Origin of the sequence: Blastopirellula sp. J2-11, from assembly GCF_024584705.1 — a bacterium.
GTDB lineage: Bacteria > Planctomycetota > Planctomycetia > Pirellulales > Pirellulaceae > Blastopirellula.
Window position 1 is genome coordinate 2,149,071 of sequence record NZ_CP097384.1, and the last position, 25,808, is coordinate 2,174,878.

20 protein-coding genes and 1 tRNA gene are annotated in these 25,808 nt (G+C 56.1%); 13 read left to right on the forward strand and 8 right to left on the reverse strand.

The annotated features are described in order from the left end of the window. Positions 1–70: 70 nt before the first annotated feature. A complete protein-coding gene (locus M4951_RS08795) occupies positions 71–1,012 on the reverse strand; it encodes a nuclease-related domain-containing protein (protein ID WP_262026109.1) in 942 nt (313 codons plus the stop codon). A 96-nt stretch (positions 1,013–1,108) separates the two neighbouring features. Between M4951_RS08795 and M4951_RS08800 the strand changes: the two genes are divergently transcribed. The 3 genes from M4951_RS08800 to M4951_RS08810 all read left to right on the forward strand — a co-directional run bounded on the left by M4951_RS08800 (position 1,109) and on the right by M4951_RS08810 (position 5,026). Then, on the forward strand, positions 1,109–1,306 hold the full coding sequence (locus M4951_RS08800; protein WP_262026110.1) for a hypothetical protein: 198 nt from the start codon (positions 1,109–1,111) through the stop codon (positions 1,304–1,306). A gap of 759 nt (positions 1,307–2,065) precedes the next feature. Further along, positions 2,066–2,614 (forward strand): tyrosine-type recombinase/integrase, encoded by a 549-nt coding sequence (locus M4951_RS08805; protein WP_262026111.1) that lies wholly within the window; start codon positions 2,066–2,068, stop codon positions 2,612–2,614. A 171-nt stretch (positions 2,615–2,785) separates the two neighbouring features. Then, positions 2,786–5,026, forward strand: a complete 2,241-nt coding sequence (locus M4951_RS08810) for a P-loop NTPase fold protein (RefSeq protein WP_262026112.1) — start codon at positions 2,786–2,788, stop codon at positions 5,024–5,026. A gap of 104 nt (positions 5,027–5,130) precedes the next feature. Here the strand turns inward: M4951_RS08810 and M4951_RS08815 are convergent. Both M4951_RS08815 and M4951_RS08820 read right to left on the reverse strand, forming a co-directional pair. Then, positions 5,131–5,203, reverse strand: a tRNA-Lys gene (locus M4951_RS08815). Positions 5,204–5,315: 112 nt separating this feature from the next. Then, positions 5,316–7,271 carry a sigma-54 interaction domain-containing protein gene (locus M4951_RS08820; RefSeq protein ID WP_262026113.1) on the reverse strand — a complete coding sequence of 652 codons (1,956 nt, stop codon included), beginning with the start codon at positions 7,269–7,271 and terminating at the stop codon, positions 5,316–5,318. A gap of 179 nt (positions 7,272–7,450) precedes the next feature. Here M4951_RS08820 and M4951_RS08825 point away from each other — a divergent pair, with 179 nt between their 5' ends. Then, positions 7,451–8,287 carry an enoyl-ACP reductase gene (locus tag M4951_RS08825; protein ID WP_262026114.1) on the forward strand — a complete coding sequence of 279 codons (837 nt, stop codon included), beginning with the start codon at positions 7,451–7,453 and terminating at the stop codon, positions 8,285–8,287. Between the two features lie 104 nt (positions 8,288–8,391). On the opposite strand, the gene M4951_RS08830 is transcribed toward M4951_RS08825, so the two are convergent. Continuing rightward, positions 8,392–8,688 carry a hypothetical protein gene (locus tag M4951_RS08830; RefSeq protein WP_262026115.1) on the reverse strand — a complete coding sequence of 99 codons (297 nt, stop codon included), beginning with the start codon at positions 8,686–8,688 and terminating at the stop codon, positions 8,392–8,394. Positions 8,689–9,065: 377 nt separating this feature from the next. Between M4951_RS08830 and M4951_RS08835 the strand changes: the two genes are divergently transcribed. From M4951_RS08835 to M4951_RS08850, 4 genes are all read left to right on the forward strand, one after another. Then, a complete protein-coding gene (locus tag M4951_RS08835; RefSeq protein WP_262026116.1) occupies positions 9,066–9,515 on the forward strand; it encodes a CBS domain-containing protein in 450 nt (149 codons plus the stop codon). A 123-nt stretch (positions 9,516–9,638) separates the two neighbouring features. Further along, the gene (locus tag M4951_RS08840; RefSeq protein ID WP_262026117.1) at positions 9,639–10,112 is read left to right on the forward strand and encodes an ATP-dependent zinc protease; all 474 of its coding nucleotides are present in this window, start codon (positions 9,639–9,641) and stop codon (positions 10,110–10,112) included. Between the two features lie 375 nt (positions 10,113–10,487). After that, on the forward strand, positions 10,488–11,606 hold the full coding sequence (locus M4951_RS08845) for a hypothetical protein (protein ID WP_262026118.1): 1,119 nt from the start codon (positions 10,488–10,490) through the stop codon (positions 11,604–11,606). A 380-nt stretch (positions 11,607–11,986) separates the two neighbouring features. Beyond that, positions 11,987–12,811, forward strand: a complete 825-nt coding sequence (locus M4951_RS08850; RefSeq protein WP_262026119.1) for a hypothetical protein — start codon at positions 11,987–11,989, stop codon at positions 12,809–12,811. A 413-nt stretch (positions 12,812–13,224) separates the two neighbouring features. Here M4951_RS08850 and clpX read toward each other — a convergent pair whose 3' ends face one another. Next, positions 13,225–14,502 carry an ATP-dependent Clp protease ATP-binding subunit ClpX gene (clpX, locus tag M4951_RS08855; protein ID WP_262026120.1) on the reverse strand — a complete coding sequence of 426 codons (1,278 nt, stop codon included), beginning with the start codon at positions 14,500–14,502 and terminating at the stop codon, positions 13,225–13,227. An 831-nt stretch (positions 14,503–15,333) separates the two neighbouring features. Between clpX and M4951_RS08860 the strand changes: the two genes are divergently transcribed. The 5 genes from M4951_RS08860 to M4951_RS08880 all read left to right on the forward strand — a co-directional run bounded on the left by M4951_RS08860 (position 15,334) and on the right by M4951_RS08880 (position 21,000). Beyond that, a complete protein-coding gene (locus M4951_RS08860) occupies positions 15,334–15,984 on the forward strand; it encodes a bifunctional 4-hydroxy-2-oxoglutarate aldolase/2-dehydro-3-deoxy-phosphogluconate aldolase (RefSeq protein ID WP_262026121.1) in 651 nt (216 codons plus the stop codon). 104 nt (positions 15,985–16,088) lie between these two features. Next, entirely contained in the window at positions 16,089–17,012 is a 924-nt protein-coding gene (locus M4951_RS08865) for a DUF1559 domain-containing protein (RefSeq protein WP_262026122.1), read from the forward strand. Between the two features lie 551 nt (positions 17,013–17,563). Further along, the gene (locus tag M4951_RS08870) at positions 17,564–19,300 is read left to right on the forward strand and encodes a hypothetical protein (protein ID WP_262026123.1); all 1,737 of its coding nucleotides are present in this window, start codon (positions 17,564–17,566) and stop codon (positions 19,298–19,300) included. A gap of 95 nt (positions 19,301–19,395) precedes the next feature. Beyond that, a complete protein-coding gene (holA, locus tag M4951_RS08875) occupies positions 19,396–20,502 on the forward strand; it encodes a DNA polymerase III subunit delta (protein ID WP_262026124.1) in 1,107 nt (368 codons plus the stop codon). Between the two features lie 240 nt (positions 20,503–20,742). After that, positions 20,743–21,000, forward strand: coding sequence for a hypothetical protein (locus M4951_RS08880; protein ID WP_262026125.1), 258 nt, complete (start codon positions 20,743–20,745; stop codon positions 20,998–21,000). Positions 21,001–21,015: 15 nt separating this feature from the next. Here M4951_RS08880 and M4951_RS08885 read toward each other — a convergent pair whose 3' ends face one another. From M4951_RS08885 to M4951_RS08895, 3 genes are all read right to left on the reverse strand, one after another. Continuing rightward, on the reverse strand, positions 21,016–22,644 hold the full coding sequence (locus M4951_RS08885) for a GumC family protein (protein ID WP_262026126.1): 1,629 nt from the start codon (positions 22,642–22,644) through the stop codon (positions 21,016–21,018). A 136-nt stretch (positions 22,645–22,780) separates the two neighbouring features. Continuing rightward, entirely contained in the window at positions 22,781–23,920 is a 1,140-nt protein-coding gene (gene solA, locus M4951_RS08890) for an N-methyl-L-tryptophan oxidase (RefSeq protein WP_262026127.1), read from the reverse strand. A gap of 9 nt (positions 23,921–23,929) precedes the next feature. Beyond that, complete coding sequence (locus M4951_RS08895) at positions 23,930–25,798, reverse strand: hypothetical protein (RefSeq protein ID WP_262026128.1); 1,869 nt, start codon at positions 25,796–25,798, stop codon at positions 23,930–23,932. Between the last annotated feature and the right edge of the window lie 10 nt (positions 25,799–25,808).

A 25,808-nucleotide genomic window follows, 5' to 3' on the forward strand; every position in this document is an offset into this window, starting at 1 on the left:
ATAATCAATTTCCGACGAGAGGGGATCGATTCGATCGAAAGAGAAGACACGGGGGCTTCTGCCAGTGTCTTCATTTGGCAGTCTTCGAATCCCAACTTCGCGGCTCACGAAACGACGGAGCAATCTTGTGGCAACGCTGCTCTAACTGGTACGCCACTTGTCGGATCTGTTCTGGGCTCAGTTTCTGTGCTCGCTTCAGAAAGAGTCCTTCGCAGTTGAACGGGTTGAACACGGTGATTCGCGTCGGTCTCGTAAGATGTTGGACAAACCAGCCCGGTAGCGCGAGCATCGGCACCACGGAAATCGGTAGAGCCGTTGCTGAGGACAATTCCTGCGAGAGCCATTTGGCTTCGCATTCCAATTGTTGCAACGGAATCTCGATGTATCGATCGGGAAACGTGATTCTGTTTTTGACGTAGTCGACATTGGCCGCGGCTTTATCTTTGCCTTTCTTTGGCTTGCTGTGCATCTTCGTATTGATGGAGAAGACGCCGCTTGGACAGACGGCAACATGGTCGATGTTGCCATAGGGAAACTCAATGTCGTGAAAGACGCGGCAGCCGTGGCGCATGAGCTGATTTAGTACTTCGCCGGTGAACATTTCTCCATCGCGACCAAGGATGAAGTTCTTTCGCTCGGTTAAGAGACGCATCAGCTTGCGCGCCGAGTAGATGGTCATGCCCAGGGCAAAAAGTGCGGAAACGACGGTGCGAAAGACTGTTTCTGCTTCTCCGCCGAAGTACGACAAACTTAGATGGACGGTGTACACGATGCCTGGGATCGCCAGTATCCACGCCATTTGCAGGTTAAGCTCGCTGTCTATTTCATCCAGTCGTTTGGTGAGAGAAAAGCCTGGCGGTCGCAGTAAGTCATGATTCAGCGGCGACTCCCGATTGTCACGTTTATGCGATCGACGCCAAAAATGGCCAGTCAGGAAGATGCCGATCGAGCCGAGAATTAGCATCAGCAGGGGAAACGTGACCGTGACCATTTTCCAAAAGAAGAGTTGCATCGCGGGATTCCTGGGAAGTCGCTTTGGTAGCTCATTGGGGCCGGGAAAGACCCTGCTGGTAGTGGGGATGCATAAGAGCTTACTAGGAATCCATCGATGGCGAAATCATGGAGCGATCACAAGCATCTGCTTGTCTGGCGTGCAATTGGCCTTCAGCCAGTCTCCTTTTCCGAACCATTTGCGCTCACCAAAGCCATCTTCAACCCGTTTGATCGTCGTGTTCGTTTTCCCGACGCGCCCAGCAAAGCGATCAACACAGACTCCATCGTCCGCAGCCAGTTGGGTTGGACCTAATCCCAGCCTGATGTTAGGTCGCCACTTTGGGTCGGAAGCAGATCGTGAGGGCGTGTCTTAGTGGGGCGGTGTTGTGCGGCGAAGATTGTCCGTTGACAAAGCGAACGGACTTGGGGTCGATTGTGGGGTGATCGGCCCTCGGATCCCATTCGCGCGCTTTGAAGCGGCGCCATTTTGCAATTCACAAACGATCGATCGCACCCGAAGATGCGGGGGCGCGGACGCTCGATTTACTTCGGACAACGGGGTCCTGTCCAACCTTTTCCAATCAGCGGCTAAACTACGCAACTTAACGCTCAGGCAAGATAGGAAAGGACGCAAAAAAACGAGAGCGGTCCGGTCCAACTAGGAAACCCGGAGGGCAGGCCGCACCTTACGTTGCCCAATGTGACGCGCAGGTAGTCTGGGGGAATTCAGATAAAAAAATTCAGCGGTCCTGTCCAACCTTTGAGCCAAAATCCGAAAGAGATCCGGTCTCCTATCAATAACTAAGCTGCCCAGCTTAACTCGCAGGCAAGATGGAGAAGATTGCTGAAAAAATGAGGGCGGTCCGGTCCAACCTTTCAGGCAAATGCCGAATGTCGAAACCAGAATGCCGAATGATCGGACCGCCAGGTTCAAAAAACGGGATCGGTCCGGTCCTGTCCAACCTTTCGGACAATAAGCGAAGCGGTCCGGTCCCCTGGTCCGGTGGCGGTGTGTGGTTGAAGACACGGCTCGCAGAGCCGTGGCACTTAACCTACCTGCCCCCGGTTCGTCATGCCCAAGGCCGCTAAGGGGAGCAAGGTCATGAAGGGGCGACCGATTACTGAGCCCGAATTTCAACGGATGCTGGATGCAACGCCCGATGTTGTGGGCAAAGAGAACGCGGAAGCCTGGCAGTTCTACCTACGGGGCATGTGGTGGTCAGGGCTGCGGCTTTCGGAATCGCTCCAGCTGTATTGGGATCGGGATCGGCAGGACCGGCTTTGCATCGACTTCGACCTGGCCCGGCCGCTCCTTTGGATCCCGGCGGAATTCGACAAAGGGAAGAAAGATCGGGTCCATCCGGTCGCCCCTGGTTTTGTGAGTCACCTTCAGCAGGTGCCCGCCAAGGATCGAACCGGCCCGGTTTTTCGGTTCCCTGGCCATCGGGGCGCGTTGCCGCGTGCTGATTGGGTTTCCAAGTTTGTCTGTGCGATCGGTCAAAAGGCGGACGTAGTAGTTGACACGGACCCCCATACCAGCAAAAAGAAGTATGCCTGCTTGCATGACCTTCGACGGTCGTTTGGTCAGCGCTGGCAGATAAGTTATTGCCGCAGCAACTAAGGGAATTGATGCGGCACGAATCGATTGATACGACGCTGAAGTATTACGTGGTGAAAGACGCTATGGCAACAGCAGACATGATGTGGCGACTAGAAGAGCAGATCTAAGTTTGACGCGTCACCTGTTCCAATAGATCCGCACTGTGTTACGCCTCAAGAAAAAGGAGTTCCTATGAGCGATGCCGCTGTCCTTCATAGTCTTTCCGCAGACCGTCCAATCAACGACTTGAGCGAAGACAAATTAAATCGCGGGCGATTTGTGATCGACCTTGCTTCCGCTATCAAAGCATGGGACGGCCGAGATGGATTGGTGATCGCGATTTACGGAAAGTGGGGCGAGGGTAAAACTTCTGTCAAGAACGTTCTCCTATCATTGCTTCAAAAAGCAAGTGATGGGCCGACTGTCGTTGAATTTAATCCTTGGAGTTGGTCAGGCGAGGAGCGACTTCAAAGAGCATTTTTTGAAGAGATCGCGACAAGTCTGGGGCACTGCTTTGATGGGGAACTTGGGACGCAACTGTCGAGAAAATGGCGGACCTATGCAGATCGACTTACGCTAGGGAGTAGCGTTTTAGACCATTTACGATTCGCAACTGAGGTTTCCGGTGTTCCATGGGCACCCATGTTGCTGTCGGGAATGTCGTCGGCGATGAGAGCATCCTCCAAATTAAGCGACGAAGGCGCCAAGGTTATGGAGGGGCGTGAAGACAATACCGTTGAGAGCCTAAAGAGAGAGTTGAGCGAAGAGCTGTTGAAAGCGGATCGTCCTGTACTGATCGTACTCGATGACGTTGATCGCCTGACATCGGAAGAAATTCGCATTCTGTTTCGACTTGTAAAAGTGAATGCCGATTTTCCCAATATCATCTATCTCATGTTGTTCGATCGAAAAATCGTAGAACAAGCATTAGGTAATGTTTCGGGCTGCGACGGTTGCGAGTACATGGAGAAAATCGTTCAGGCTGGCTTTGACCTGCCACAAATTCAGTGGCAGGAAATAGATCAGTGTTTGATTGATGGACTTAATGCGGTTTTAAGTAATGAGGGAATGGGCCAGAGTCTCGATGAGACACGTTGGGAAGCAATCTACGGTCGATACCTATTCGCGTTTTTCAAGTCACTTAGGGACGTACGACGGTTTTTGTCGACGTTTACGTTTGAGATTGGGCTATTTTACAAAGACAAGTCGCTTGACGTTAACTTTGTAGATCTCGTCGCGATAGAAACAATTCGGGTTTTCGAGCCAAAAATCTACGCCCAAATAGCAAAGTCGAAGAGTCTGCTTTTGGGGGATCGTCTCACAGCCAGCTTTAGAGTCCCAAAATCAGAGCTAGATGCTAAAGAAAAGTTTGAGGAATTGCTTGTCCTGGCCAGTCCCGGAAACAGGGAAGTCTTGAAGAAATTGCTTGAATCCATTTTTCCAAGGCTCGCTTGGGCAGTAAAGGGAGAGAGTCACGTCGGTGACTACGAAGCGCAGTGGGAGAAGGAGCTTCGAATCTGTCATCCGAAAATGTTCGATCGTTATTTTATGCAATCTATTGCGAAGGGAGATATTTCGCAGGGCGACTTAAATCGAATCATATCTACTTCCGAAAAAGGCGAACTACTGAGGCTTCTGAAGCAGTTAGTCAGTGAGGGTAGTATCGAGGTAGCAATTGGTCGACTCTTGGGCCGAAAAAATGAAATACCCAGTGAGCGGCTGGAGACGTTCCTAACCTCAATTTTCGATATCGGAGATCAGATCCCAATGGAAGACTTGGGAGTGCTTGGAATGGGGGCCGACGCGAACGCTTGCAGGCTTGTTTACCATTCACTGATTTGCGAACCAGACGAGGTGAAAAGGAGCGCCATGCTGCTCAATTGTTTTAAGAACACCGTCGGAAACTGGTTGCCGATTCGGAAGCTTGCTACGGAAGTGCAGTCGCAAGAAGAGGGGACGGTCGACAAACGAATATTAGTTGATTCGGATCTTGCGGTGGCTAAAGATTTGGTGCTCGCGAGAATTCGTGGGAGCGGACTGAAAGAGATTGAGGGGCCAAGGCTCTTGTACTGCTTGTGGCGATGGAAGCAGTGGGTTAGCGATGACGAGCCAAGAGATTGGGTTCGCGGTGAGATTCAAGATTTTCCGGGGGCCGTCCGTATCGCCAAAGCCTTTACCAATCCAATCCATGTTTCCGATGGGGCCAGCTCTAAAATCGTTAAAGAGTTCAAATTGACCCAGTTTGAAGAATTTGGAGTCGTCGAAGATCTTGAAGCGGCATTAGCTCCAATTTTCAGTGCTCGTACTTTAGAGGAATTCAAAAAATTAGGTGCGTCAGAGAGAGTTGCAGTAGAAGCATTTACTAAAGCAATGGTGAGGCGTAAAAATGGCCTACCCGATGACTGGCGCTACGATACAACGGAAGATGACTGAAAGGGTCGCGGGTGACGTGGACGGTGACATACACCAAATCCGCACCATAGAGAGCCGCCCATGCGGACTCTCTTAACCTCAATCCAGAAAGGATTTAGAAAAAGTGCTCCCTGTTGGAGTCGAACCAACAACCTACTGATTAAGAGTCAGTTGCTCTGCCGATTGAGCTAAAGGAGCGTTTTTTGGGGGACGCGTCTGCTTGTTGGCAGGTTCGCTTCCCTCAGAATTCCATAATGTAACGCTAACATCGGCCGTTACCAAGGCGGTCACCATGTTTTCCGGTCCGTTTTTATTCGCTGGCGCCTCCTGGGGTGCTGTCGGAGAGCATTTCTAGCTGTTTCATCTTGCGATAGAGGTTCGAGCGGTGCATGCCGATTTTTTCGGCCGCGGCGCTGATGTTGCCTTGGGCGGCGTCGACGTGACGCTGGATATAACGTCTTTGAAATTCAGCAGTTGCGTCGTTTAGCGGCAGATTCATTGGGGTGTCGTCGTGCGAATCTAGCGAGTGGAACTGCAGCGACTCGGGTTGGATTACCTCTTCGCTGTGCAGGAAGATCACCCGCTCCATTGTGTTGCGCAGTTCGCGTACATTGCCGGGCCATGGGTGGGCCAACAGGCGTCGCTGGGCCGCATCGGCCAGGGTCGGCGTTTGGCGGCCGGTTTTCAGGGAGAAATGGTGCAAAAAGTGGTTGGCCAGCGTGATCACGTCGGCGCCCCGTTCGCGGAGCGGCGGCAGTTCGATCGTTACGACGTGCAGGCGAAAGAAGAGGTCCTCGCGGAACTTCTTTTCGCGGACCAGTTCGCCCAGATCTCGATTGGTCGCGGCGATGATGCGGACGTCGACCTGGATCTCGGTCGTGCCGCCGACCCGCAGGATGAGTTGGTCTTCGAGAACGCGCAACAGCTTCGCTTGGCCGGCCAGGCTGAGATCGCCGATCTCGTCGAGAAACAGAGTGCCGCCGTCGGCCATTTCAAACTTGCCGGGGCGCGTTTCGTCGGCCCCGGTAAAGGCGCCCTTCTCGCGGCCGAACAGTTCGCTTTCGAGCAGCGTGTCTGGCACCGCGGCGCAGTTGACGGCGACCAGCGGCTGAGCGCGACGATCGCTGCGAAAGTGGATCGACTGGCTGACGACTTCTTTGCCGGTTCCGTTTTCGCCCAACACCAGCACCGGCAGATTCGACTCGGCGACGCGACGGATCGTGCCGCGCAACGTGGCGATCGCCGGGCAATCGCCGATCAGCTCGGCGGCTGCTGCGGCGGCGTCGGCCAGGCGATTGCGGCTGGCCAAGATGCGTTCGGTCTCTTGGGTGTTTTCGAGCGCCGACGAGGCATGTGCGGCCAGTTCGGTCAGGCCAAGCTGGTCTTCGGCCGTAAAGTTGCCGAGTTGCTTGTTGATCAGCTCGAACGCGCCGAAGATTCGCCCGCGGCGTCCGACGAGCGGCACGCAGAGCAGATTACGCGTATGAAAAGCGAGGGACTGATCGATGTCGCGGTTGATTTCGTCTTTTTCGAGTTCGTCAACGCGGCGAGGCTCGCCGGTTTGGACGACGTGGCCGACCACGCCGCGATCGTCCGGCACGCGGAGTTCGCCTCCTTCGATGCCGAGGGCGGGCCGGCCGACGAGCGTTTTTTTCGGGCGATCCCAGAGGAAGATGCTGGCCCGCTCGGATCCGAACAGTTCGGCGGCCGCTTCGGCCATTTCGGTCAGCAGCGTGTGCATGTCGCGGGTTTTTTGCCACGACTCGATGATGGTCAGCAGTTGCTCGAGACGTTTCAAGCGAGCCGATCGCGCAACGCGCTCGCGGATGAGCCCGACGCCGTAACCAAGCAGATGGGCGGTCAACGCGGCGCGGTATTGCAACGTTTTGATCCGTTCTGGCGTGCTGCAAACCGCCAGGACCAGCGAGAGCGATTTGTCGCCGTGGAGGGCCACGGTCAGCCAGCTTTCGGCCAGGACCGGCTCGCTGGCGTCGACCGCGGCGACCAAAGCCGGCGTCGGCAACGGATGGCGGCGGCCTGCTTCGGCGATGGGGGACCATTGGCCGAGATTGTCGCGGACGGCGACCGTCAGGTAATCGGCCGATCCGCGCTGAAAGATCGCGTCGAGCGCCGCGTGCAGGTACTTGTCGAGCCGATCTTCGGAGGTGGCCAGCGCGACGACTCGCAGATGCGCGGCGCCGATCAGATCACGCTGTTCGCCCAGGGAGAGGGCCGATTCGATTTCGTCGTAAAGGGCTCCGCCCATGCCTTGCTCCGCCGATGTCGTCAAAGGATAACGGCCCCATGTTATCAAATTGATTTGAGTTCGACGCCTGCCGTATCAGGAAGTCCGCTTTTGAGGAGGGCCGGAAACGGGTATTCTGGGCGATTATTACTACGGTTTACGAGCCGCATGACATTGGGCTAGGCGGAGGAGATCTCGCAGTGCAATTATTCGAAGGCAAAAAAGGGCTGATCGTCGGCGTCGCCAACAATCACTCGATCGCTTGGGCGATTGCTGAGCAAATTATGGCCGGCGGCGGCGTGTGCGGATTTACGCATCTGCCTGACAAGCCGGATGACGAACGCAAAAAGAACCGACATCGCGTCGGCAAGTTGATCGACGGCAACCCCAACGCCAAGTTTCTGGTTCCGCTGGACGTGCAGTCGAACGAGAACATCGCCGAAGTGATGGAAACGGCGAAGCAAGAATTGGGCGAGATCGACTTTTTGCTGCACTCGGTCGCCTATGCGTCGCTGGAGGACCTGCGGGTGCCGACGGTCGAATGCAGCCGTGAAGGTTTCAAGCTGGCGATGGACATCAGCGCCTATAGCATGATCGCCGTGACCAACGCCGCGCGGCCGATTTTGAGCAAAAACAGCTCGGTCTGCGCGATGACCTACTACGGCGGCGAGCGAATCGTGCCGGGCTACAACATGATGGGCGTCTGCAAAGCGGCGCTCGATTCGATCGTCAAATACCTGGCTTTCGACCTGGGGCCAGACGGGGTTCGCGTCAATGCGATCAGCGCCGGACCGCTGAAAACGTTGGCCAGCAGCGCCGTGGGCGCCAAAGGGATGACCGACCTGTACGCGGCGGTGTCGCCGCTGGGTGACAACATCACCCACGAGCAAGTCGGCAAAGCAGGCGCCTACTTGTTGTCAGACATGTCGCAAGGAGTGACGGCCGAGATCTTGCATGTCGACGGCGGCTACAACCAAATGGGGAGTCCGGGCCGATTGCTTGATTCGTACGCTGAGATGATCGCCAAATTGAAGTAGCGATCGTAGAGCGGCAAGAAAAACAGAACGCCGAGCCAGGGGGAATGTCATTCCCCTTGGCTCGGCGTCGTTGATTCGTACGTCATCAGCGGAAGCTTCGACGTCTACGTCGTGTTTTCTTGCCCAGCATCAGCACCAGGAAAACGACCACGAAGAAAAAAGCGTTCCCACCAATTGGCGGCACGTAGGCGAGTATCGTCTCGACGGATCGCGTGGGTCTTGCCGCGTCGTGTGCGAACCACGATCGCTTCTTGATCGATCTGCTCGATCACCCAGTATTTATCGACGTCGTAGGTATAAAACTCACCCCGTGGTTCGGGGTCGATATCGTGAGCGCGTGGACCGGGATGGGTCGTGTGTTTGGTCTTACGATAGACCACGGGATCCCCCGGCTTAAACATAGTGGTCTCCTTTCCATACATAAAGCATGACGGATTCTGCGCGCCAATCTTAGATTACTTGGGTTATCATTTTTCGTCAAATTAAAGAGCGTCATTTGGCGGACGCCGCTTCGGTGCGAAACAGATGTAGGGGAATACATAATTCCCTTTGTGGATACCTGACTTCCTTTATGGCTTTCTTATTGGAATTTTTTGTGCCGCAAAGTTGAAAGAAAAAGATTGCCGCCGCGGCTGGCAGAGGGTTAAAATAACGGCTCTCATCACAATCAAAAGACTCTCCCCGCTCATCCGTTTTTTACCTACTCATTAGGGAAAGGGGGACTGTGACGATGTCTCTTCAAACTTCTCAGAATCGTTCACCGGTGGCGGGCGATTTTATGGCTACCAAATTAATTACGCTTCGCGCAGAAGATGACGCATTGGAGGCGGTGCGCAAGCTTCTCCATTATCGGATTTCTGGTGCGCCTGTCGTTGACGAAGCAGGCCAGTATTTGGGCGTTTTCTCAGAAAAAACATCGATGAGCTTCCTGCTCGATGCGATGTACGAACAGTTGCCCTCCAATGAAGTTCGGGCCTTCATGAACACCGATCCCCATCGGACGATTGAGGAAGATGCCGATTTGTTGCAGTGCATTCAGATCTTCAAGAATACGGAGTATCGGCGATTGCCGGTCTTACGAGATGGCAAATTGGTGGGGCAGATCAGCCGACGCGACGTTTTGAACGCCGCGGTAAAATTGGTTGATACCATCAAGGGGCGTCGTAACGGTAAATTTGTGATGTATTTCAGTGCGATTTTGGACATGGATCAGTCCCCGGTCGACTAATTCGTCGTCGATACTTGGCCGTCACTCTGCGACCGGCGGATTGCCCCGGTTTGGACTGCCCGAAAGGGCCTTGCATCGACTATACTTTTCGCCTGAGCATGAAGCACATGTGCGAGGGTGGAAGTGACAGACGAGAACCGTGAATTGGCCGTCATCGGCTGGCAAGAATACATCGCGTTGCCTAAGTGGAACGTCCCGCCGATTCGGGCTAAATCGGACAGCGGCGCTCGTTCTAGCGCGATCGATGTCGTCGACTTCGAGGAGTTGCCGGGAGATCGCGTGCTGTTTCATGTCGCTCTCTCAAAGCTCAACCGAGATAATTTGGTGACGATCGAAGCGCCGATCAAACGCCGAACACGAATCAAGTCGAGCAACGGCAGCGTTCATGACCGGATCATCGTCGAGACAACGATCCAGGTTGGCCAACATCAGGCCGTGGTCGAACTGGGGCTCGTTTGTCGCCGCACAATGCTTTGCCGAATGCTGCTCGGCCGTACGGCTTTGGCGGGGCGTTTTCTGGTCAATTCCGAAAAACGCTTCTTGCTGAGCGAAAAACCACCGTCGAAAAAAAAGAAAAAACGTCGCCCCAAATCGTGAACGAACCGCTGCCGGCATGCGTAACCGACGAAGGTGAGGAATGTCCCCCCGCTAGCGTTGCTTCGGGTTGTTGGTCCGATCTGGCGAAAATTGCTCTAGGTGATCGCGGCCTTCTGGATTAGGTTTTCTGTAATCTTTACAAACGGTGATTGCGGCATGGAGGGTCGCTGGCCCCTATTTGGGGACCGTCACTGAGCAAAGATCCCAAGAGTCGCACTGCACGGCGACCCTTCGACAAACATGCGGCGCTTGATCGGAATCAGCGTCGTTTTGGCCGCCAACGTTCTCCCCCGGAACTGCCGCGGCGACCAGTAGCGAGTTGCAGGAGGCGACTCGCACAAGCACGATCCCAGAAAACTTGGAGATTCCAAGAGCATGGAAGCTCGTATCTGCTTCGCGGCAGTCATCTTTGGCGCCGTACTCTCGCTAGGCGCTAATCACCGCACCGAAAACTTTGTGGTCACCGCTCCCGACAAGCAAATGGCCCAGCAGACTTGTGAAGCGGCCGAAGGATTTCGTCGCCAACTCGCGATGGAATGGCTCGGACGTGAACTTCCCCCGTGGTCGCAGCCTTGCCCGATCTTGGTCAAAGTAGGGGGCGGCGCCGGCGGTTTCACGCAGTTCGCGTTCAATCGCGGAGTGCCGTTCAACTGGACGATGGAGATTCAAGGCTCCCGCGAGCGAATCCTCGATTCGGTTCTGCCGCACGAAATTTTGCATACCGTCTTCGCGAGTCACTTTGGGCGTCCCCTTCCCCGCTGGGCCGACGAAGGCGCTTGCACGACTGTCGAGCATGACTCCGAAAAGAACAAAAACACCAAGCTGCTGTACGAATGTCTGACGACCGATCGCGGCATCGCGTTCAATCGGATGTTCGCGATGGAAGATTACCCTGCCGACGTCTTGCCGCTCTACGCGCAAGGCTATTCGCTGGCCCGCTTTTTGATCGTCCAGGGAGGCAAGCCAAAGTATGTCGAATACATCGGCGAAGGGATGAAGTCGAACAACTGGACCCGTACGACCAACAAGTTCTATGGCTATCACAGTCTTAGCGACTTGCAGGTCGCCTGGCTCGGCTGGGTGCGTGACGGCAGCTCGATCGCCAACGTTCGCGGTCCGCAAGAGCAAGTCGCCCAGAACGAAACCGAGCCGTACGTTTTGCGAGGACAAAGCCCAGAGGCGCCCAATAATAGCGTAGCCGCAGCGGCCGCAACTCCACGGCAAAGTGGACAACCACGGCCGTTCATGCAAGTGAGCGCCAACGCGTCGAGCGAAGGCTTTTATCATCGCGGCGGCAGCGATCCAGCGCGCAATGACATGGCGATGAACATCGCCGCCGACCAGGCGACGCGCCAGATTGGTTCGCAACCGGCGGCATTGCCCCCGGCCCAACCAAGCCCGCCGGTCAAAGAGAAAGTGTTACTGGAATGGGAACGAACGAGCCGCAACGCTCCGACCTATTATTTGCCCGGCGGAACTTCGCTGTTTCGCTAGTGCGACGAGCTGTTTAAATCGAATAAAGAACGCCGACCCCGCAGTCGGCGTTTTTTTGTGCGCGATCTTGAAGGCTTGATCAACATGATCGCCGGCCGATCATTCGGGACGCTTGCAGCACACCGCCCGCAGTCACGGTCTATTTTTCAATCGCCCACTGCGATTGCGGCGCCTATAACAAAGCCATTATCTGCGGCTTGAGAACCAATTTCTGTGAAGTGAGACGGAATGCACTCTCCCGCGGCCGCTTTCCGCACGTGATTTGCACCGTATCTTGGTAAACCCTTGTTCGACGCCGGAAGTTTGCCCGGGAGGCGGGGCCCGTGGTTTGAATTACCATTCGCCGATACGACTCAGGGCATCCTCAGGAGATCGCTGCTATGAAATTCCCCGCTTTTGCATTCGCCGTCGTCTTACTACCGTGGATGACGCTGGCGGCGTCGGCCCAAAGCATGACGGTAACGCCGTCTGCGTATACTACGACCCCGTCGCAGTACACGACCACTCCTCCCGCATACACGACGACCCCATCGCAGTACGCCACCACTCCGTCTGCCTACACGACAACTCCGTCGCAATACGCCATCACGCCGTCTGCGTATACGACAACTCCATCGCAGTACGCCACCACGCCGCCGCGGTACACGACGACTCCGTCGATGTTCACGATGACGCCAACCTTATTCACGACGACACCTTCGCAGTACACGACGACGCCATCTGCTTATACGACAACGCCGCCACAATACGTGCCCGTGCAGGGAATCACGACCACGACACCAACAATCCCGACGACGCCGACGATACCAACGCGTCCTACGACGACGCCAACCATACCGACAACGCCAACGATTCCCTACTCGACTACCACCGCATCGCAATACTCGACAACGCCGACAACGCACCAATCACCGTCAGCGGTGATCGAAGCGGAAATGGTCGACGAAGTTGAAGACGAAGAGGAGATGCTCGACGAAGCAGAGACGGCCTCGACGCCGAATTTCGAAATGCTCGTAGAGCTTTATGCACAATCTCTCCTGCAATTGGACGAAATGGAAACGGAGCAATTTGTCATGGACTTTGAAGATGTCGCAGTCCAGCTTGGTTTAGCGCCTCGCGATGTGGACCTGCGAGTTGGCGTGAAGATTCTCTTGTATCTTTCGCTCGAGCGGATGTTGGGACTGTCGGGAAACGGCGTCATCTAAATCGTGCTGAAGCGAAGCGGGAGAAAGTCTCCGGCGTCTAGCGGCAGTTGCATGCGTGCCGATGCGGTCTCTACTTCGGGCCTAGTTGATGTTACCGACCCGCATTCCCTTGGCTTGCGCCGCGGGCTAGTGTTGTGTCACGCGGAAATTTTCGGGTGTCATGCTCTTTTCACGAAGACGTGATAAGGGCATAGCGCCAAAGCCGAAAACGCAGGTATGACAGAACACTTGTGTGACAGTTCTCGCACGATGCACCAATTCAAAATTGTGCAGCTGGCTATGAAGAGAAGTTGCGAAGTAACGGCGCGCCGCGCGCACAAAAAAGCCCCGACCGTTGGAGAAGCGGTCGGGGCTCAGGTTTCACATCAGTTGCGGAGTCAACGTTGCTACGTCAAACAGTGGAGGGGATAACCTTACGCACTTTTCGTTTCTGGCATCTTGTAAAGATTTTCGCGGCCTTCGATTACTTCACGAGTAATCGAGAAGCTGCTTCCAGGTTCTTGTTCTGGAAGATCGAACATGATGTCGAGCATCGCTTCTTCGATGATGGAACGTAGACCGCGGGCTCCCGTTCCTTTGTTCATCGCACGTTGGGCGATCGCTTCCAGGGCGTCGTCCGAGAAATCGAGCTGCGCGTTTTCCATCTCGAAGAGTTGTTGATACTGTTTGATCAACGCGTTCTTCGGTTCGGTCAATACGCTCTTCAATCCGGCGACATCCAGCGGCTCTAGCGAGCAGACGACCGGCAGACGTCCGACCAGTTCCGGAATCAAACCGAATTCCAGGATGTCGTCGCTGTTGACCTGACGCAAGCACTCGGCCGAGTCGGCTTCGCTCTTGTATCCGGTCTGTTGGCCGAAACCGATCGACTTGCGTCCCAGACGCTTGCGAACGATCTCTTCAATTCCGACGAACGTGCCGCCGCAGATAAAGAGAATGTTGCTGGTGTCGATCTGGATGTACTGCTGTTCCGGATGCTTGCGTCCCCCTTGCGGCGGAACGTTGGCGACGGTTCCTTCCAACATCTTGAGCAGGGCTTGTTGAACCCCTTCGCCCGAGACGTCGCGAGTGATCGAGACGTTGTTGGAGGTCTTGCCGATCTTGTCGATCTCGTCGATGTAAAGCACGCCGCGTTGGGCCGCTTCGACATCAAAGTCAGCTGCATGCAGCAACTTGAGCAACAAGTTCTCGACATCTTCGCCCACATAGCCGGCTTCGGTCAGCGTGGTCGCGTCGCCGATGGCGAACGGCACGTTGAGGATACGAGCCAAAGTGCGAGCAAGCAGCGTTTTTCCGCTGCCGGTCGGACCGGCGAGCATGATGTTCGATTTTTCAATCTCTACTTCGGATCCCTCGGCGCCCATCATCAATCGCTTGTAGTGATTGTGGACGGCGACAGAGAGAACCTTCTTGGCGTTCCCTTGACCAATGACGTACTCATTGAGGTGCGTCATGATCTCACGCGGACTAGGCACGTGATTGAACAATTTACCGCTGGCGCCGCGACGTCGATTCTCTTGTTCGAGAATGGACTTGCAGAGATCGATACATTCTCCGCAGATGTATACGTCGCCAGGTCCTTCGACCAATGGTCCCACTTCTCGGTAGCTTTTACGGCAGAACGAACAGAAGGCGTTCTTCTTATTCGTCGAACTGCGACGACCACCAGTGAGGTCTTTTCCCGCGGGCATTCACTAACTCCTTTACGGCTTCTCAAAGTTGAACCGAGCGCGTCTTTTACAACGCGTCATGGGCGAGAGGGCGACGTTCGCCTACTCGGTTCCAAACTCCCAGGTGTCGCTCGATTGGCCGTTGGCGGTGAAGCCGTGGGCCCGGGGGGCATCCTTGTCCGCAGAGAGTCGAGCTATCAATTCTCTTCAACATCTATCTTAAGCATCCGTACATTCCAGGCTCGGTACCACACACCGTGTGATTTCGACCTAGCAGCCTCCCAGGCTTGAACTCCTCGCTGTACGGATGCATCGTTACGTTTGTGCGGAAGTTAACCGCAAAAAAGTTAGACATCACTTTGCGATCCTGACGGCGGTTCATCTATTGAATCTCCAACCGAGTTACGGATTTGCGTCGAAATGTCCGTCTTAATCTTTCGGAATTCCTCGTCGCTCAGAGCACCCCGTGAATGCAAATCCCGGAAGTTTGATAGCAGTGTTTCTTGCTCTGGCAGGTCGTCATCCGCGCGATCCCGAAACCTTCTCATAATTTGGAACGCTAGTACCAGTGCTACGAGTGAAAGCACTAGTAGCACAATTCCCTGTCCTAGGTTCAAAAACGATTCTGCGTCCATACTCGATCAACATGCGCGAAAGGAGAGCGGGCGACTGCCGCGCGGCCCGAGCGGCGTCTGTTTTTGTTATTATCTCACGTTCGGCCGATTTGACAAAGCATTGCGTAAAATACGTCGTCAGTAGAGCTTACCGTTTTTTCGGATCGATGGGTCCTGTTCTTTCCCTCGATCGTCCCCCCCATCCATCGCCAATCTCTATTTTGGGAAGCACCGAATCATGTCCCAGCCGACCATCGTCGAAAGAGTCACCGCATCCGGAATTGTCGCCGTTTTACGAGCCGATCGCCCGGAAGCGGTCATTGATATCGCCGAAGCGCTGCTCGCCGGCGGCGTCAACGCAATCGAGGTGACCTTCACCGTTCCCAAAGCCCATCGCGTGCTGGAAGCGGTCGCCGACCGACTGGGGGGGAAGGTCGTCCTAGGCGCCGGAACCGTTTTGGATCCCGAAACGGCTCGCCTGGCCATTTTGGCGGGCGCCGAGTTTATTGTCTCGCCAGCGATCAATTTGCAGACGATCGAACTCTGTCGACGTTATTCCAAAGCGATTATGCCGGGCGCTCTGACCCCGACCGAAGTTGTGACCGCCTGGCAAGCTGGCGCCGACGTCGTGAAGATCTTTCCGTCTGACATCACGGGGCCGCAATATCTGAAAGCGCTGCATGGTCCCCTGCCCCAGATAAAATTGATGCCGACCGGCGGAGTGAATTTGAAAACCGCGGTCGACTTTTTAAAGGCGGGCGCCTGTGCGTTGGGAGTCGGCGGTTCGCTGATCGAGAAAGAAGCGGTCGCCAGCGGCGATATGCAGCGGATCTCGGACCTGGCGGCGCAATACGTTCAGATTGTGCAGGACTTCCGCGCAAGTCATTAGCGATTGCGTCGAGCGCCCCCTATAATCGGCCGTATCCCTCGCCTTCTTCGCGAAACGCTTATCTCATGCCGATCTCATTCACTTGTCCCCATTGCGGGACACCCATGGAAATCGACGAAAGCTATGCCGGGCAAACCGGTCCTTGCGCCATCTGCGCCAAGGCGATCACCATCCCGCACTTGGGGACTGCTGGCGCACCTGTCGGAAATTCCCCCTTTGCGGCGCCCCAGCCCGTTTCGTCGGCAGATCAATCGCGCATGCCGTTGGCGACGATCATGCTGATTCTCGGCTTCTCGTTCGCTGGACTTGCGATTCTTGCGATCTGCGGCGGAGGAGTCGCCAGCGTCGCGGTGCCGGCGATCCAGAATGCGAGAAGGACGGCCCAAAATCAAGCGTCACACGACAATCTGAAGCGGATCGCCGAGGCGATGAATTCGTACCATGCGACTTACGGGGCGTATCCGCCTGCTTTTACGAGCGACGCCCAAGGTCAGCCGCAGCATTCATGGCGAGTTTTGCTGCTGCCGTTCTTAGGGCACCAAGATATTTACTCACGCTACAACATGAAACTTGCGTGGGATGATCCGCAAAACCTGACGATCCTCTCAGAAATGCCGAGCGTCTATCGCAGTTTTGACGATCCTCTCAACACGTTCTTCGAAACTCGATTTGTCGTAATCAAAGGGAAGGAGACGCTCTTTCCTGATGGCGGCGGCGTATCGCAAAAGGATGTCAAGGATGACTTCGAGACGCTGTTGATGGTCGTCGAAAAGAATGGGCCCGGCATCAGTTGGACGAAGCCGGAAGATCTAACGCTCAATCGAGACTCGCTGCTGATTGAAAACGACCCCGAGAACGCCGCGACGCTCAATAATAGCCTGACCGGAAATGTCGTCATGGCCGATGGCGAAGTCTTTTTGCTCCCCGACATCACCAAGCAGAATTTGATGCGGGACATGGCGACCCGTAGCGGTGACGAGGAAGTCTACAACGAATTGCAACTGATCCTGAGCGAACCGCAGTATTAATTGTCGGGCACTGTCGTGCGCATCGTCGTAAGGTCCGCTTTGCGGACCAGCAGCCCTAATCGCCAGTTTTGAGGTTGCGCTATTTGGCAATTCAGGAAGTGTTGAACACGGGTGAAGCACGATCAAACAGGGGCCGAATCAACCGAAAATCGTCGCACTAGCCCGCCAGCGCCAGCGAGGGAATAGAGTTGGCGATCCTAACACGGATTGAAGTGGCGAACCGTATTCCCTCGCTGGCGCTGGCGGGCTTGTGTTCGATTGATTCGAAATAGCGCAACTTCAAAGCTCGCCAGTTCGGATGACAGAATGGGGGACATGAGTCGCAGTCTTCCTCTTGGAGAAGCTGGTCCGCCCCCTTGATCCGAGAGTCTGCCGGCACAATCGGCAGCTTCGCCGCGAATCCGAACATTCTTCGTGGCCGGCAAAGTTTCCCAGGGTTCACTAACGGGACCAAACGAGACTGCTATCTCCAGCGACATTTCCTTGACGTCCGATAGTAACGAAGAACCGTCATTGACTTTCTGCAGACGTCGTCAGGGCAGCTAGATAAATTGATTACCATTGTTCGCCAAATCTCGCTGGGGCTAGTTGGGCTGTTTCTCTGCCCACTTGTCTTGCTTGCGCAACAGGCGCGGCCCACCGGTCCGACGGCTGCGGAAGTCATGGAGACCCGACAACGGGAATTTGCGATTCCGTTTCAGGTTAACCAAGAAGGGGCTAACCCGCCGGTCGAAGTTCACCTGATGGTCTCCAACGACCAAGGCGCCAACTGGTCGCAGTACCGTAGCGAAGCTCCCAGCGCCAATCGGTTTATCTTTCAAACTAACAATGATGGCGAGTATTGGTTCGCCGTCCGGACGATGACGCGTGACGGCAAAGTCTCCAGCGCCGTTCAAAAGCCGGAGTTGAAGGTCCGCGTCGATACCGAGCTTCCTGCTGTCAAGTTAGAGCTGAATCCGCTGCCGAGCGGCGAGATCATCGCGCGCTGGATGGTGAGCGACGCGCTGTGTGATCCGCAGCATGTCTATCTGTCGTATCAGACCTCGCCTGACTCGCAGTTTACGAACGTGACGGTCGACGCGTCCAAGGCCTACAACCAGAACAATGTGATCGCCGGCGAAACGCGTTGGTTTCCGCATGCGTCGACCCGCTATCTGATGGTTCGCTTTGAAGCGCATGACCGTGCCGGCAATGTCGCCAGCGCTCAGCAAACGACAACGGTTCCGCTGGTTGCGACGCGACCGCAATGGGGGAGCGTCCAAGGGCAGCGACCGGTTCCCGATGGCGATATTTATCGGGGAACGCCCAGTGCAAGCGGTCCGCAAGATCCGTTCCGACGTCGCGACAATCAACTACCGCCGTCAATTCCTTGGCCAACCGACAATCGTCCTCCCGGTTCGCCGGCGGCTGCGGCGGGGCCACTGGCTGAAAATCGGGCGCCCACATCCCCCGGTCCGGCGATGCCGTCGGCTCAACCCGTTTCGACGCGGATGATCAGCAGTACGTCGGATCAATCACGATACTCGGCCGGCCCTAGCCAAGAAACGCCGGTTAGCAGTGCGATCGAACCGCCGGTCGCTGGACCGAAGGCGCCGGAGCCGAATCTTGGTTTGCCTCCTGGAGTCACGCCGGAGTATGTGAACTTCAAGAAGTTCGAATTGAATTACAGCGTCGATGCGGTCGGTCCTTCTGGAATCGGCCAGGTCGAACTCTGGATTACGCGTGACGGCGGTCGTACTTGGGAGCCTGGGGGGATCGATCCCGATCAGACCAGTCCGGTCGATGTCGAAGTTCAGACCGAAGGTACGTATGGCTTTCGCGTGGTGGTCGAAGGAGGAAACGGCCTGACGGGCCGACGTCCGCAAGCCGGGTCGCTGGCCGATATTTGGATTGTGGTTGACGAAACGCCGCCAACAGCGAAGATCGCCAACGTCGTCTATGGCCAAGGGGCTCGCGTTGGACAGCTTGATATCGAATGGGAAGCGGAGGATCGCTTTCTGGGGGAGAAAGCCATTTCCATCTATTACGCCGGCTCACCGGAAGGTCCCTGGAAACCGGTTGCCGAGAATCTGCCGAACGATCGCCACTTCGCGTGGCGGATCACGCCTGAGGTGCCTGCCGATATTTACCTGAAAATCGTGGCGACCGACGCCGCCGGCAATCGTCATGAATCGAAGATTTCTCGGCCGATCGCCAACGACGGGCTAACGCCGCAAGGGAAAATCAGGTCGATCAAGCCCTCTTCGGCTTCCCCTAGTCAGGCCTCTCTACCCGTGACAATCCGCTAACGGACCGTTAGGCTACAGCAGTTCTGTATCTGCTTTTTGCCGCGATCGATCGATCTGCGGCGGGACCCAGTCAAACTGCTTGACGCATCTTCGGCATGTCGCAAACCGTTCATTGCTTTGATTTTCTCGATGCCGACGCCGGTGAAGTTCCCGGGATGGTGATCGTCTATGGTCGCGAAGCGCTCCTTGCACGTTTGGCGCTGCTGCAGGTTCGCCAAGCGGTTGTCGGCATGGACGAAGAAGATGTGCCGATCGCGCGACTCGACGGCAAGACCGCCGCTTGGCGTGACGTGATTGACGAAGTCGGCACTGTCAGCCTATTTGGGGGCGGCAGGCGGCGACTGGTCATCTTGGATGGGGCCGACGAGTTTGTCACGCGTTATCGGGCCGAGTTGGAAAAGTACGCCGACAAACCAAAGCGGAGCGGCGTGTTGGTCTTGATGGTCGAAAATTGGCCCAAAAACACCAAGCTTTTCAAAAAGCTGGATCAAACCGGTTTGCAGGTGGATTGCAATCTGCCCGAGAAAAAATCAGGCAAGCGAAACGTCCCCGACGCCAAAGCGCTGCACGACTGGATGATCCAGTGGGCCAAGAAAACTCATGGGATCAAGCTTGAGCGGGACGCCGCCGAGATGATGGTTGAGCTGATCGGGCCCGAACTGGGGCTGATCGATCAAGATTTGGCTCGTTTGTCGCTGTATGTCGAGATCGGCGGTAAGGTCAACGCCGAGTTGGTGCGTGACGTGGTTGGCGGCTTGCGCATGAAAGCGATCTGGGATCTGGTGGATGCCGCGGTCGAAGGACGGACCGCTGGCGTGCTGGACGACTTGGATCGGCTGTTTCAGATGGGGGAACGACCGCAAAAGCTGTATGGGCAGATCGCCTGGTCGTTGCGACGTTATGCGGCGGCGGCCCGCATCTATCAGCGAGCACAACGGATCGGCGAGGCCAAGTCGCTTCGCAATGCACTGGCGGACGCCGGTTTCCCGAATTGGCCCAAAGCGCTGGACGAAGCGCAAGAGCGGCTGAAACGGCTTGGCAGTATTCGCGCAGGTCGGCTGTTTCAGCAGCTACTGCGGTTGGATCTTTCGCTGAAAGGGACCCATTCGCACGATTCGCGCGGACGACTCGCGCTCGAAAAGCTGCTGGTTGGGTTTGCGGCGGAGCTTGATCCACGGCAACAAACGGCTGATCGCCGCTAAATCGAGATATTCATCCCCGGCTCACACGAATCTCGTGTATCCTGGCAATAGTAATGAACGTGCGATCGAATTAGATCGCGGCGCATTCGCGCTACAAAGAACATTGCAAAATACTAAGGAAAGTGCGAACTGCTGGAGAGTTTCAGCCGTACTTTGTATTACTGGCGGTCATGGAAGCACCGTCACACCACTCATCTCATCTGCTAGCAAGGCGGCGATTTCTGCATCGCCGAAGTTACCATGAACACGAATATCGCACGGACGCCGGAAAAGACGGACGACCCTCAATTCAATCTCACCAATGCGGTCACCTACGGATTGCTGACGGCAGTGCTGACCGCACCGATTGGAGCGATTTTGGCGTTCTACCTGGCTGCTGACGATGCGTCGGTAACAACCCTCTGGCAGTTTCAAGTGCAAGCGCCGGTAAGCTTCGGTGCGTTGGCCGCATTTTTGACGTCGGGGCTGTTCGGCGCCAAGTTTGGCGCTCAGCTCTAGGGCGACGAAGAGAAATTACTTTGCGTTCGTGTTGTTGGTGATCGGCGTTGTCGTATTCGCTCCGTCGACCACCGGTGGAACGATGGGCGCTGCGCCGCGGCGATCTCTGGGTTGCGTTTCCTCTTCACTGGAGGCGCGGCGATCTCGACCTGTGCGACGATCTCCCCCTTTGCTTTTCACTTCGACCTGCGCCGCCGGAGCGGGCGGATCAACCGATCTGCGCCCACCGGGCTGAACGCTGGCGGCGGGACCATCGGGATGATCGCTGGCACGCTTGCCCCAAAGTCGATCACTGAGCCGACGGCCAAGCTGCACGGGACCGGGCGAAGTTAGGACAAGCAACCCCACGCCGATCACGAGTCCTCCGACGATGCCGGCTAAGACCAGCGTCGTGCGACCGGGACCGATGGGATAAGTTCCCACGACCGGCGAGTCGACTCGTGTAATTAAGCTGGTTGATTCGGCGCCGAGCAAATTTGCTTTGGCGTCGCCGAGTTGCTTTTGTGCGGCGGCCAGATTTTCGAGTCGATCGCGCACATTCGATGCGAGATTGTCATACTGGGCGCGCATCCCGGCGATACCTCCCAGCTTTGATTGAACTTCGGTCTCTTGCCGAGTGAGCGAAGCAATCAACGCCTGATTGACCCGTATTTCGTTGGCGACGGCAATATGGGCGCTGGCCAATTCGGCGAGTAGGTTTTCCCGCACTTCCTTTTCGGCGGCGATCGCAGCGCGAACTTGCGGATGATTGACGCTCATGCGGCCCAGCAGAGTCGACTTGTTCAATTGGGCGTCGACCAGACCATCTTTTAAACGTTGCAACGTGGGCTGCGCCGCCAACAGTTGATTGGGCGCGGCGAGCAGGTTTTCAGGTTTGTCCTTGGAATCGGAGAGCAACTTCAGCAACTCTTTCAGCATGTCTCGATGGGATTCGGCTTGGCGCAGTTCATCGGTAATTTGCCGATGCGTCGCCTGCATTTTGCCGTCGGCCGAACTTGTTTCGTTCAGGCTGCGAAGTTCTCCCAGGTCGCTTCCGACCGATCGCTCGAAGGTTTCCAGCTTGGTGGTCGAGTCGTTCAGGTCGCCTTGCGCTAGCTCTACCGCTCGCTCTAATTCGGCAATCACGCTGGCCGCTTTACCGTTGCGAACGCGCTGCAGCGCCATCTGCAATTCGTCACAGAGCGCAGTCGCTAGTTCGGCGGCTCGATCGCGACTGGTTCCTTCGACCGAGAGAATCAAAACTTCGGTCGTCCCAAACTCGGCGCCATTGGGCGGAGCGACTCCGATCCGGCCGCGGAGCGTGTCGATGTCATCGAGAGAAGGAAAATCTTTGGTGACTTTAACGGGGCCGACATCTTGAAGCGCCTTTTTCACGACGGCGGTGCTTCGTGCGACCTGCACGATTGTTTCTTGTGCAGTGCGCATATCGTCGATCGTATTAAAACGGCCTTGTTGGTCGAGATGCCCGATCGCCGCGTCGCGCACGACCAGCGTTTGCGTAGCGTTCCAGAGTCTGGTTTTGACCAAGGCAAAGCCGATCGAGAGCAGTCCGCAGACGATCACTGGAACAAGGATCATCCACTTCTTTTCGACGACTGTTTTGCGCCAGTACTGAAGTTGGGCAGGGTCGAGCAAACCGTTCATGATTCGTACAATGCTGGGAAAGCGGGTTGGATCGATTTTGACGATTGCGCCGACAAAGCGCCGGCGAGCGCGCGAAAGTATAGGTCGCGTTCACGCGCAGCTGCTCAGAAATGATCGCCGCAATCGCAGGCTCGACTTAGCGCGCGAACCGGCTGGGCGAGAGAAAATCAATCGGCAATGAACTAATTCCCTGCTCGATCAGATCGGCCAGCGCTTCCCCCAGCACTGCTGTAAACTTAAAGCCGTGCCCTGATAGCCCCGCCGCTAATGCGATCTGATCATCGCCCGGGTAGAGGCCCAGTAAAAAGTTCTCATCCGGCGTCATCGTATAGAGACACGTCTCGTGACGCTTGGATCGCTGGGAAACGCCGGGTATCGAACGCTGCAAGAAAGCTTCGATCCGCTGCCGGTCTTCCGGATCGTCGGCGTGATCGTAGTTCCAAGGTGAAGCGAGCGTTTCGCCCCCGCCATGTTCGGCGACTTTCAGTCCCTCGCCGGGGGCAAGTTCAGGAAAGCCGTAGAAGTAGCCGTGTGACGACTCAAAGAAAAAGCAGGGAGAACCGCTCGACTCTTGCAGTCGCAGGTCGTCAATCTCGTACCAATGCATATGCTTTCGCAAAAGGTGTAGCGGTATATTCAATTCGCTCAGCAGTGAAGCGGCGCCTGGTCCGCCGGCGATGATCAGCTTGGCGGCGCGATACTCTCCGGTCGAAGTAGAGACGCAGAAACCAGCGCCATCGCGACTCCAGCGGAAGACTTCGGAATCGGCGATAAGTTCGGCGCCATGCTGTTGAGCGATGTCCAGAAACGCGGCGACGCAGTCTTCGACTTTCAAGTATCCGGCGCGACGCTCGAAGACGACGGTGTGGTCGTCCGGAAAGAGAAACTGCGGAAACAAACTAGTCGCTTCCGCCGCGCTGTAGCGATCAATTTCTAGGTTAAATTGCGCGGCGGCGCGAATGACGCCTGGCAGGACGATTCCGTCAGGAGGACCGATCTCGACCAGACCGACTTCGTGGTACAGGGAACGCTGAGAGACTGCTTCGATTTCGCGCCACAACTCGTAGCTGCGCTGCAGCAGCGGCACGTAGCTGGGATGCTCGAAATAGGCTTGGCGAATGATTCGCGTTTGCCCGTGCGAGCTGCCATGCTTGTGGGGCGGATGAAAGCGATCGAGCGCAGCGGCGCGAATGCCGCGTTTGGCCAACTGATACAAAGCGGCCGACCCGACTCCGCCGGCGCCGATCACCAGGACGTCGTACGAAGGTTTCGGCATGCTGGGTTCCTACTGCGGCTTGATCTCGAAGTCGAGCGACGCTTGACCGAACTTGTCGATCTCTTTGTCACGCACCGAAAGCTCTAGGCGATAACGGCCCGGCGGGATGTTTTCGGGCAGATAGAGTCGATAGGTGAACGACAGGTCGCGGCGTCGATTGGCGCAGCGATCTTTGTATTCGGGAAAGGAGCGTGCATCCACACGGCGGCCGGTGTCGTTGAAGATTTCGTAGCTGGCGCCCCAGGTCGACTCAAACTGTCCGTCGACTTCTTTGCTGGAGAGATTTTCGATCTCTAGATAGACCAGCAGTTCTTCGCCGGCGGTGAACGAGGTTTTCTCAAACGGCGTGAAGTCGCCAAAGCCCTTCACGTTTCGCACGAATGCGACGTTACGCAAATCAAGCGGACTCAGCTCGCTCAAGTTCGCGGTCGCGTGCTGTAGCGAACGGAGCGCCAGCAAACTGCGGCGATCAACCGGGATCTCGCTGCTATGGGCGAAGTCGCTGGCTGCGAACAAGAGATTCGACCAGAACTCTTGTTCCGCGGCAGGCAACGCTTCGATCTTGCGCATCGCTTCCCCTTTTCGCTCGGCGATCAGGTAGAGCATTCGCAGATGAATTTCTTTCTTTTGGCGCTCGGCGTCTGAAAGCTGCGAGTTGCGAAGCGATTGCTCCATTGCGGTGATCGCTTGCCGCAGGACCGTTTCCCAGTCTTGCGAACCGCTGGTCGGTTGATCGCGTTCGGACCAATAGAGGACTCGTTTGTCGTCGCGACGATGCGCCAACCAGCCGGCGTCTTCTAGGTCAAAAATGATTGCCTGCAATTCGTCCAGCGTCATCGCCGGTGGCGCCGAAATTTTGTCGCTCGAACGACCGCCGTCGGCCGAGTCGGTCGAAGCGATCGGCATCGCATGTTTGTTAAGTTGGTTGTAGATGTCTTCCAGCGAGACGTGTCCGCGGTTCCAGATCGCTTCCATCACGAGTTGCTCGTCCGCCGAGAGAGGCGCCTGCGTCGCCGAGCGGGATTGCGCTTTATCGTCTTTCGCCTGGTTGGCGGTTGGCGGAATCGCGGTCGGCGGAACGTGACTGATTCCGTTACGCTGGTCCGCCATCTGGTCAGGATGCGCTAAACCGTTGGGCGCCGCTTCCTGGGCGTTCGGAACCGTCTCCGCATACGTCACCTGCTGTACAGGAAACTCGGAAGCAGCCGGCGTTGATTGGGCCGGTTGATCGCGGCGGGTGAATTCGTACTGCGTAAAGTTGGGATTACCCGTTCTGGCGTACTGGGCGATTTGTTCGGCTGTTGGCAGATTAGGGGCTGAGCCGCCTGCGGCGCTGGGCAACCGCTCTGGCAAATCGCCGTGAGCCTTGCCGACGCGTTGTTTCATCTGCTCAAGCAAGCTGGTCAATTGGTCGGACGAAGCTTTTTGTTGGATCGCTTGAGCGGGAGGAGCAGTTGTTGGGGGCGCTAGTTGCGGCTGGCTGGCAGGCTTTTTCGCCACCTTTTCGACCGGAGCGAATTGCGATTCGAGGATGCCGAGCACGCGGTCTAGTTCTTCCGGCGAGCTGCCGTTGAACTGGCGCCGTATCGCCGCTTTCTCAGATTCAGGCAAGGTCAGCGCTTGCACGCGGGCCAAGAAATCGGGGGACAACTGTTCTTGTTCAGGCGAGACGTCTTGATCGCGCGAAGCGGACGCGACCATTTCTTCTTCGTCCAGAACGTGCCGCTTCCGGCGCGAGCCGGGGTTCTCCGACATCACGCCTGACAGAGAAGTTTCGCCAGAGCTATGCGTGTAAAACCCCGGCACGCAACCAATGCTGGTCGCGAGCAAGAAGAGGAGTCCGTACGCAAATCTGTGGTTCGTACTTCGAAGTTTCATTACCCAACCT

What these genes read in the sequence shown, in the direction of transcription:
- M4951_RS08860 (WP_262026121.1), top strand. Translation starts at nt 15,334, where the DNA reads ATGTCCCAGCCGACCATCGTCGAAAGAGTCACCGCATCCGGAATTGTC.
- clpX (WP_262026120.1), bottom strand. Translation starts at nt 14,502, where the DNA reads ATGCCCGCGGGAAAAGACCTCACTGGTGGTCGTCGCAGTTCGACGAAT.
- M4951_RS08800 (WP_262026110.1), top strand. Translation starts at nt 1,109, where the DNA reads ATGGCGAAATCATGGAGCGATCACAAGCATCTGCTTGTCTGGCGTGCA.
- solA (WP_262026127.1), bottom strand. Translation starts at nt 23,920, where the DNA reads ATGCCGAAACCTTCGTACGACGTCCTGGTGATCGGCGCCGGCGGAGTC.
- M4951_RS08820 (WP_262026113.1), bottom strand. Translation starts at nt 7,271, where the DNA reads ATGGGCGGAGCCCTTTACGACGAAATCGAATCGGCCCTCTCCCTGGGC.
- M4951_RS08865 (WP_262026122.1), top strand. Translation starts at nt 16,089, where the DNA reads ATGGAAATCGACGAAAGCTATGCCGGGCAAACCGGTCCTTGCGCCATC.
- M4951_RS08835 (WP_262026116.1), top strand. Translation starts at nt 9,066, where the DNA reads ATGGCTACCAAATTAATTACGCTTCGCGCAGAAGATGACGCATTGGAG.
- M4951_RS08805 (WP_262026111.1), top strand. Translation starts at nt 2,066, where the DNA reads ATGCCCAAGGCCGCTAAGGGGAGCAAGGTCATGAAGGGGCGACCGATT.
- M4951_RS08795 (WP_262026109.1), bottom strand. Translation starts at nt 1,012, where the DNA reads ATGCAACTCTTCTTTTGGAAAATGGTCACGGTCACGTTTCCCCTGCTG.
- M4951_RS08885 (WP_262026126.1), bottom strand. Translation starts at nt 22,644, where the DNA reads ATGAACGGTTTGCTCGACCCTGCCCAACTTCAGTACTGGCGCAAAACA.
- M4951_RS08810 (WP_262026112.1), top strand. Translation starts at nt 2,786, where the DNA reads ATGAGCGATGCCGCTGTCCTTCATAGTCTTTCCGCAGACCGTCCAATC.
- M4951_RS08830 (WP_262026115.1), bottom strand. Translation starts at nt 8,688, where the DNA reads ATGTTTAAGCCGGGGGATCCCGTGGTCTATCGTAAGACCAAACACACG.
- holA (WP_262026124.1), top strand. Translation starts at nt 19,396, where the DNA reads ATGTCGCAAACCGTTCATTGCTTTGATTTTCTCGATGCCGACGCCGGT.
- M4951_RS08845 (WP_262026118.1), top strand. Translation starts at nt 10,488, where the DNA reads ATGGAAGCTCGTATCTGCTTCGCGGCAGTCATCTTTGGCGCCGTACTC.
- M4951_RS08880 (WP_262026125.1), top strand. Translation starts at nt 20,743, where the DNA reads ATGAACACGAATATCGCACGGACGCCGGAAAAGACGGACGACCCTCAA.
- M4951_RS08895 (WP_262026128.1), bottom strand. Translation starts at nt 25,798, where the DNA reads ATGAAACTTCGAAGTACGAACCACAGATTTGCGTACGGACTCCTCTTC.
- M4951_RS08850 (WP_262026119.1), top strand. Translation starts at nt 11,987, where the DNA reads ATGAAATTCCCCGCTTTTGCATTCGCCGTCGTCTTACTACCGTGGATG.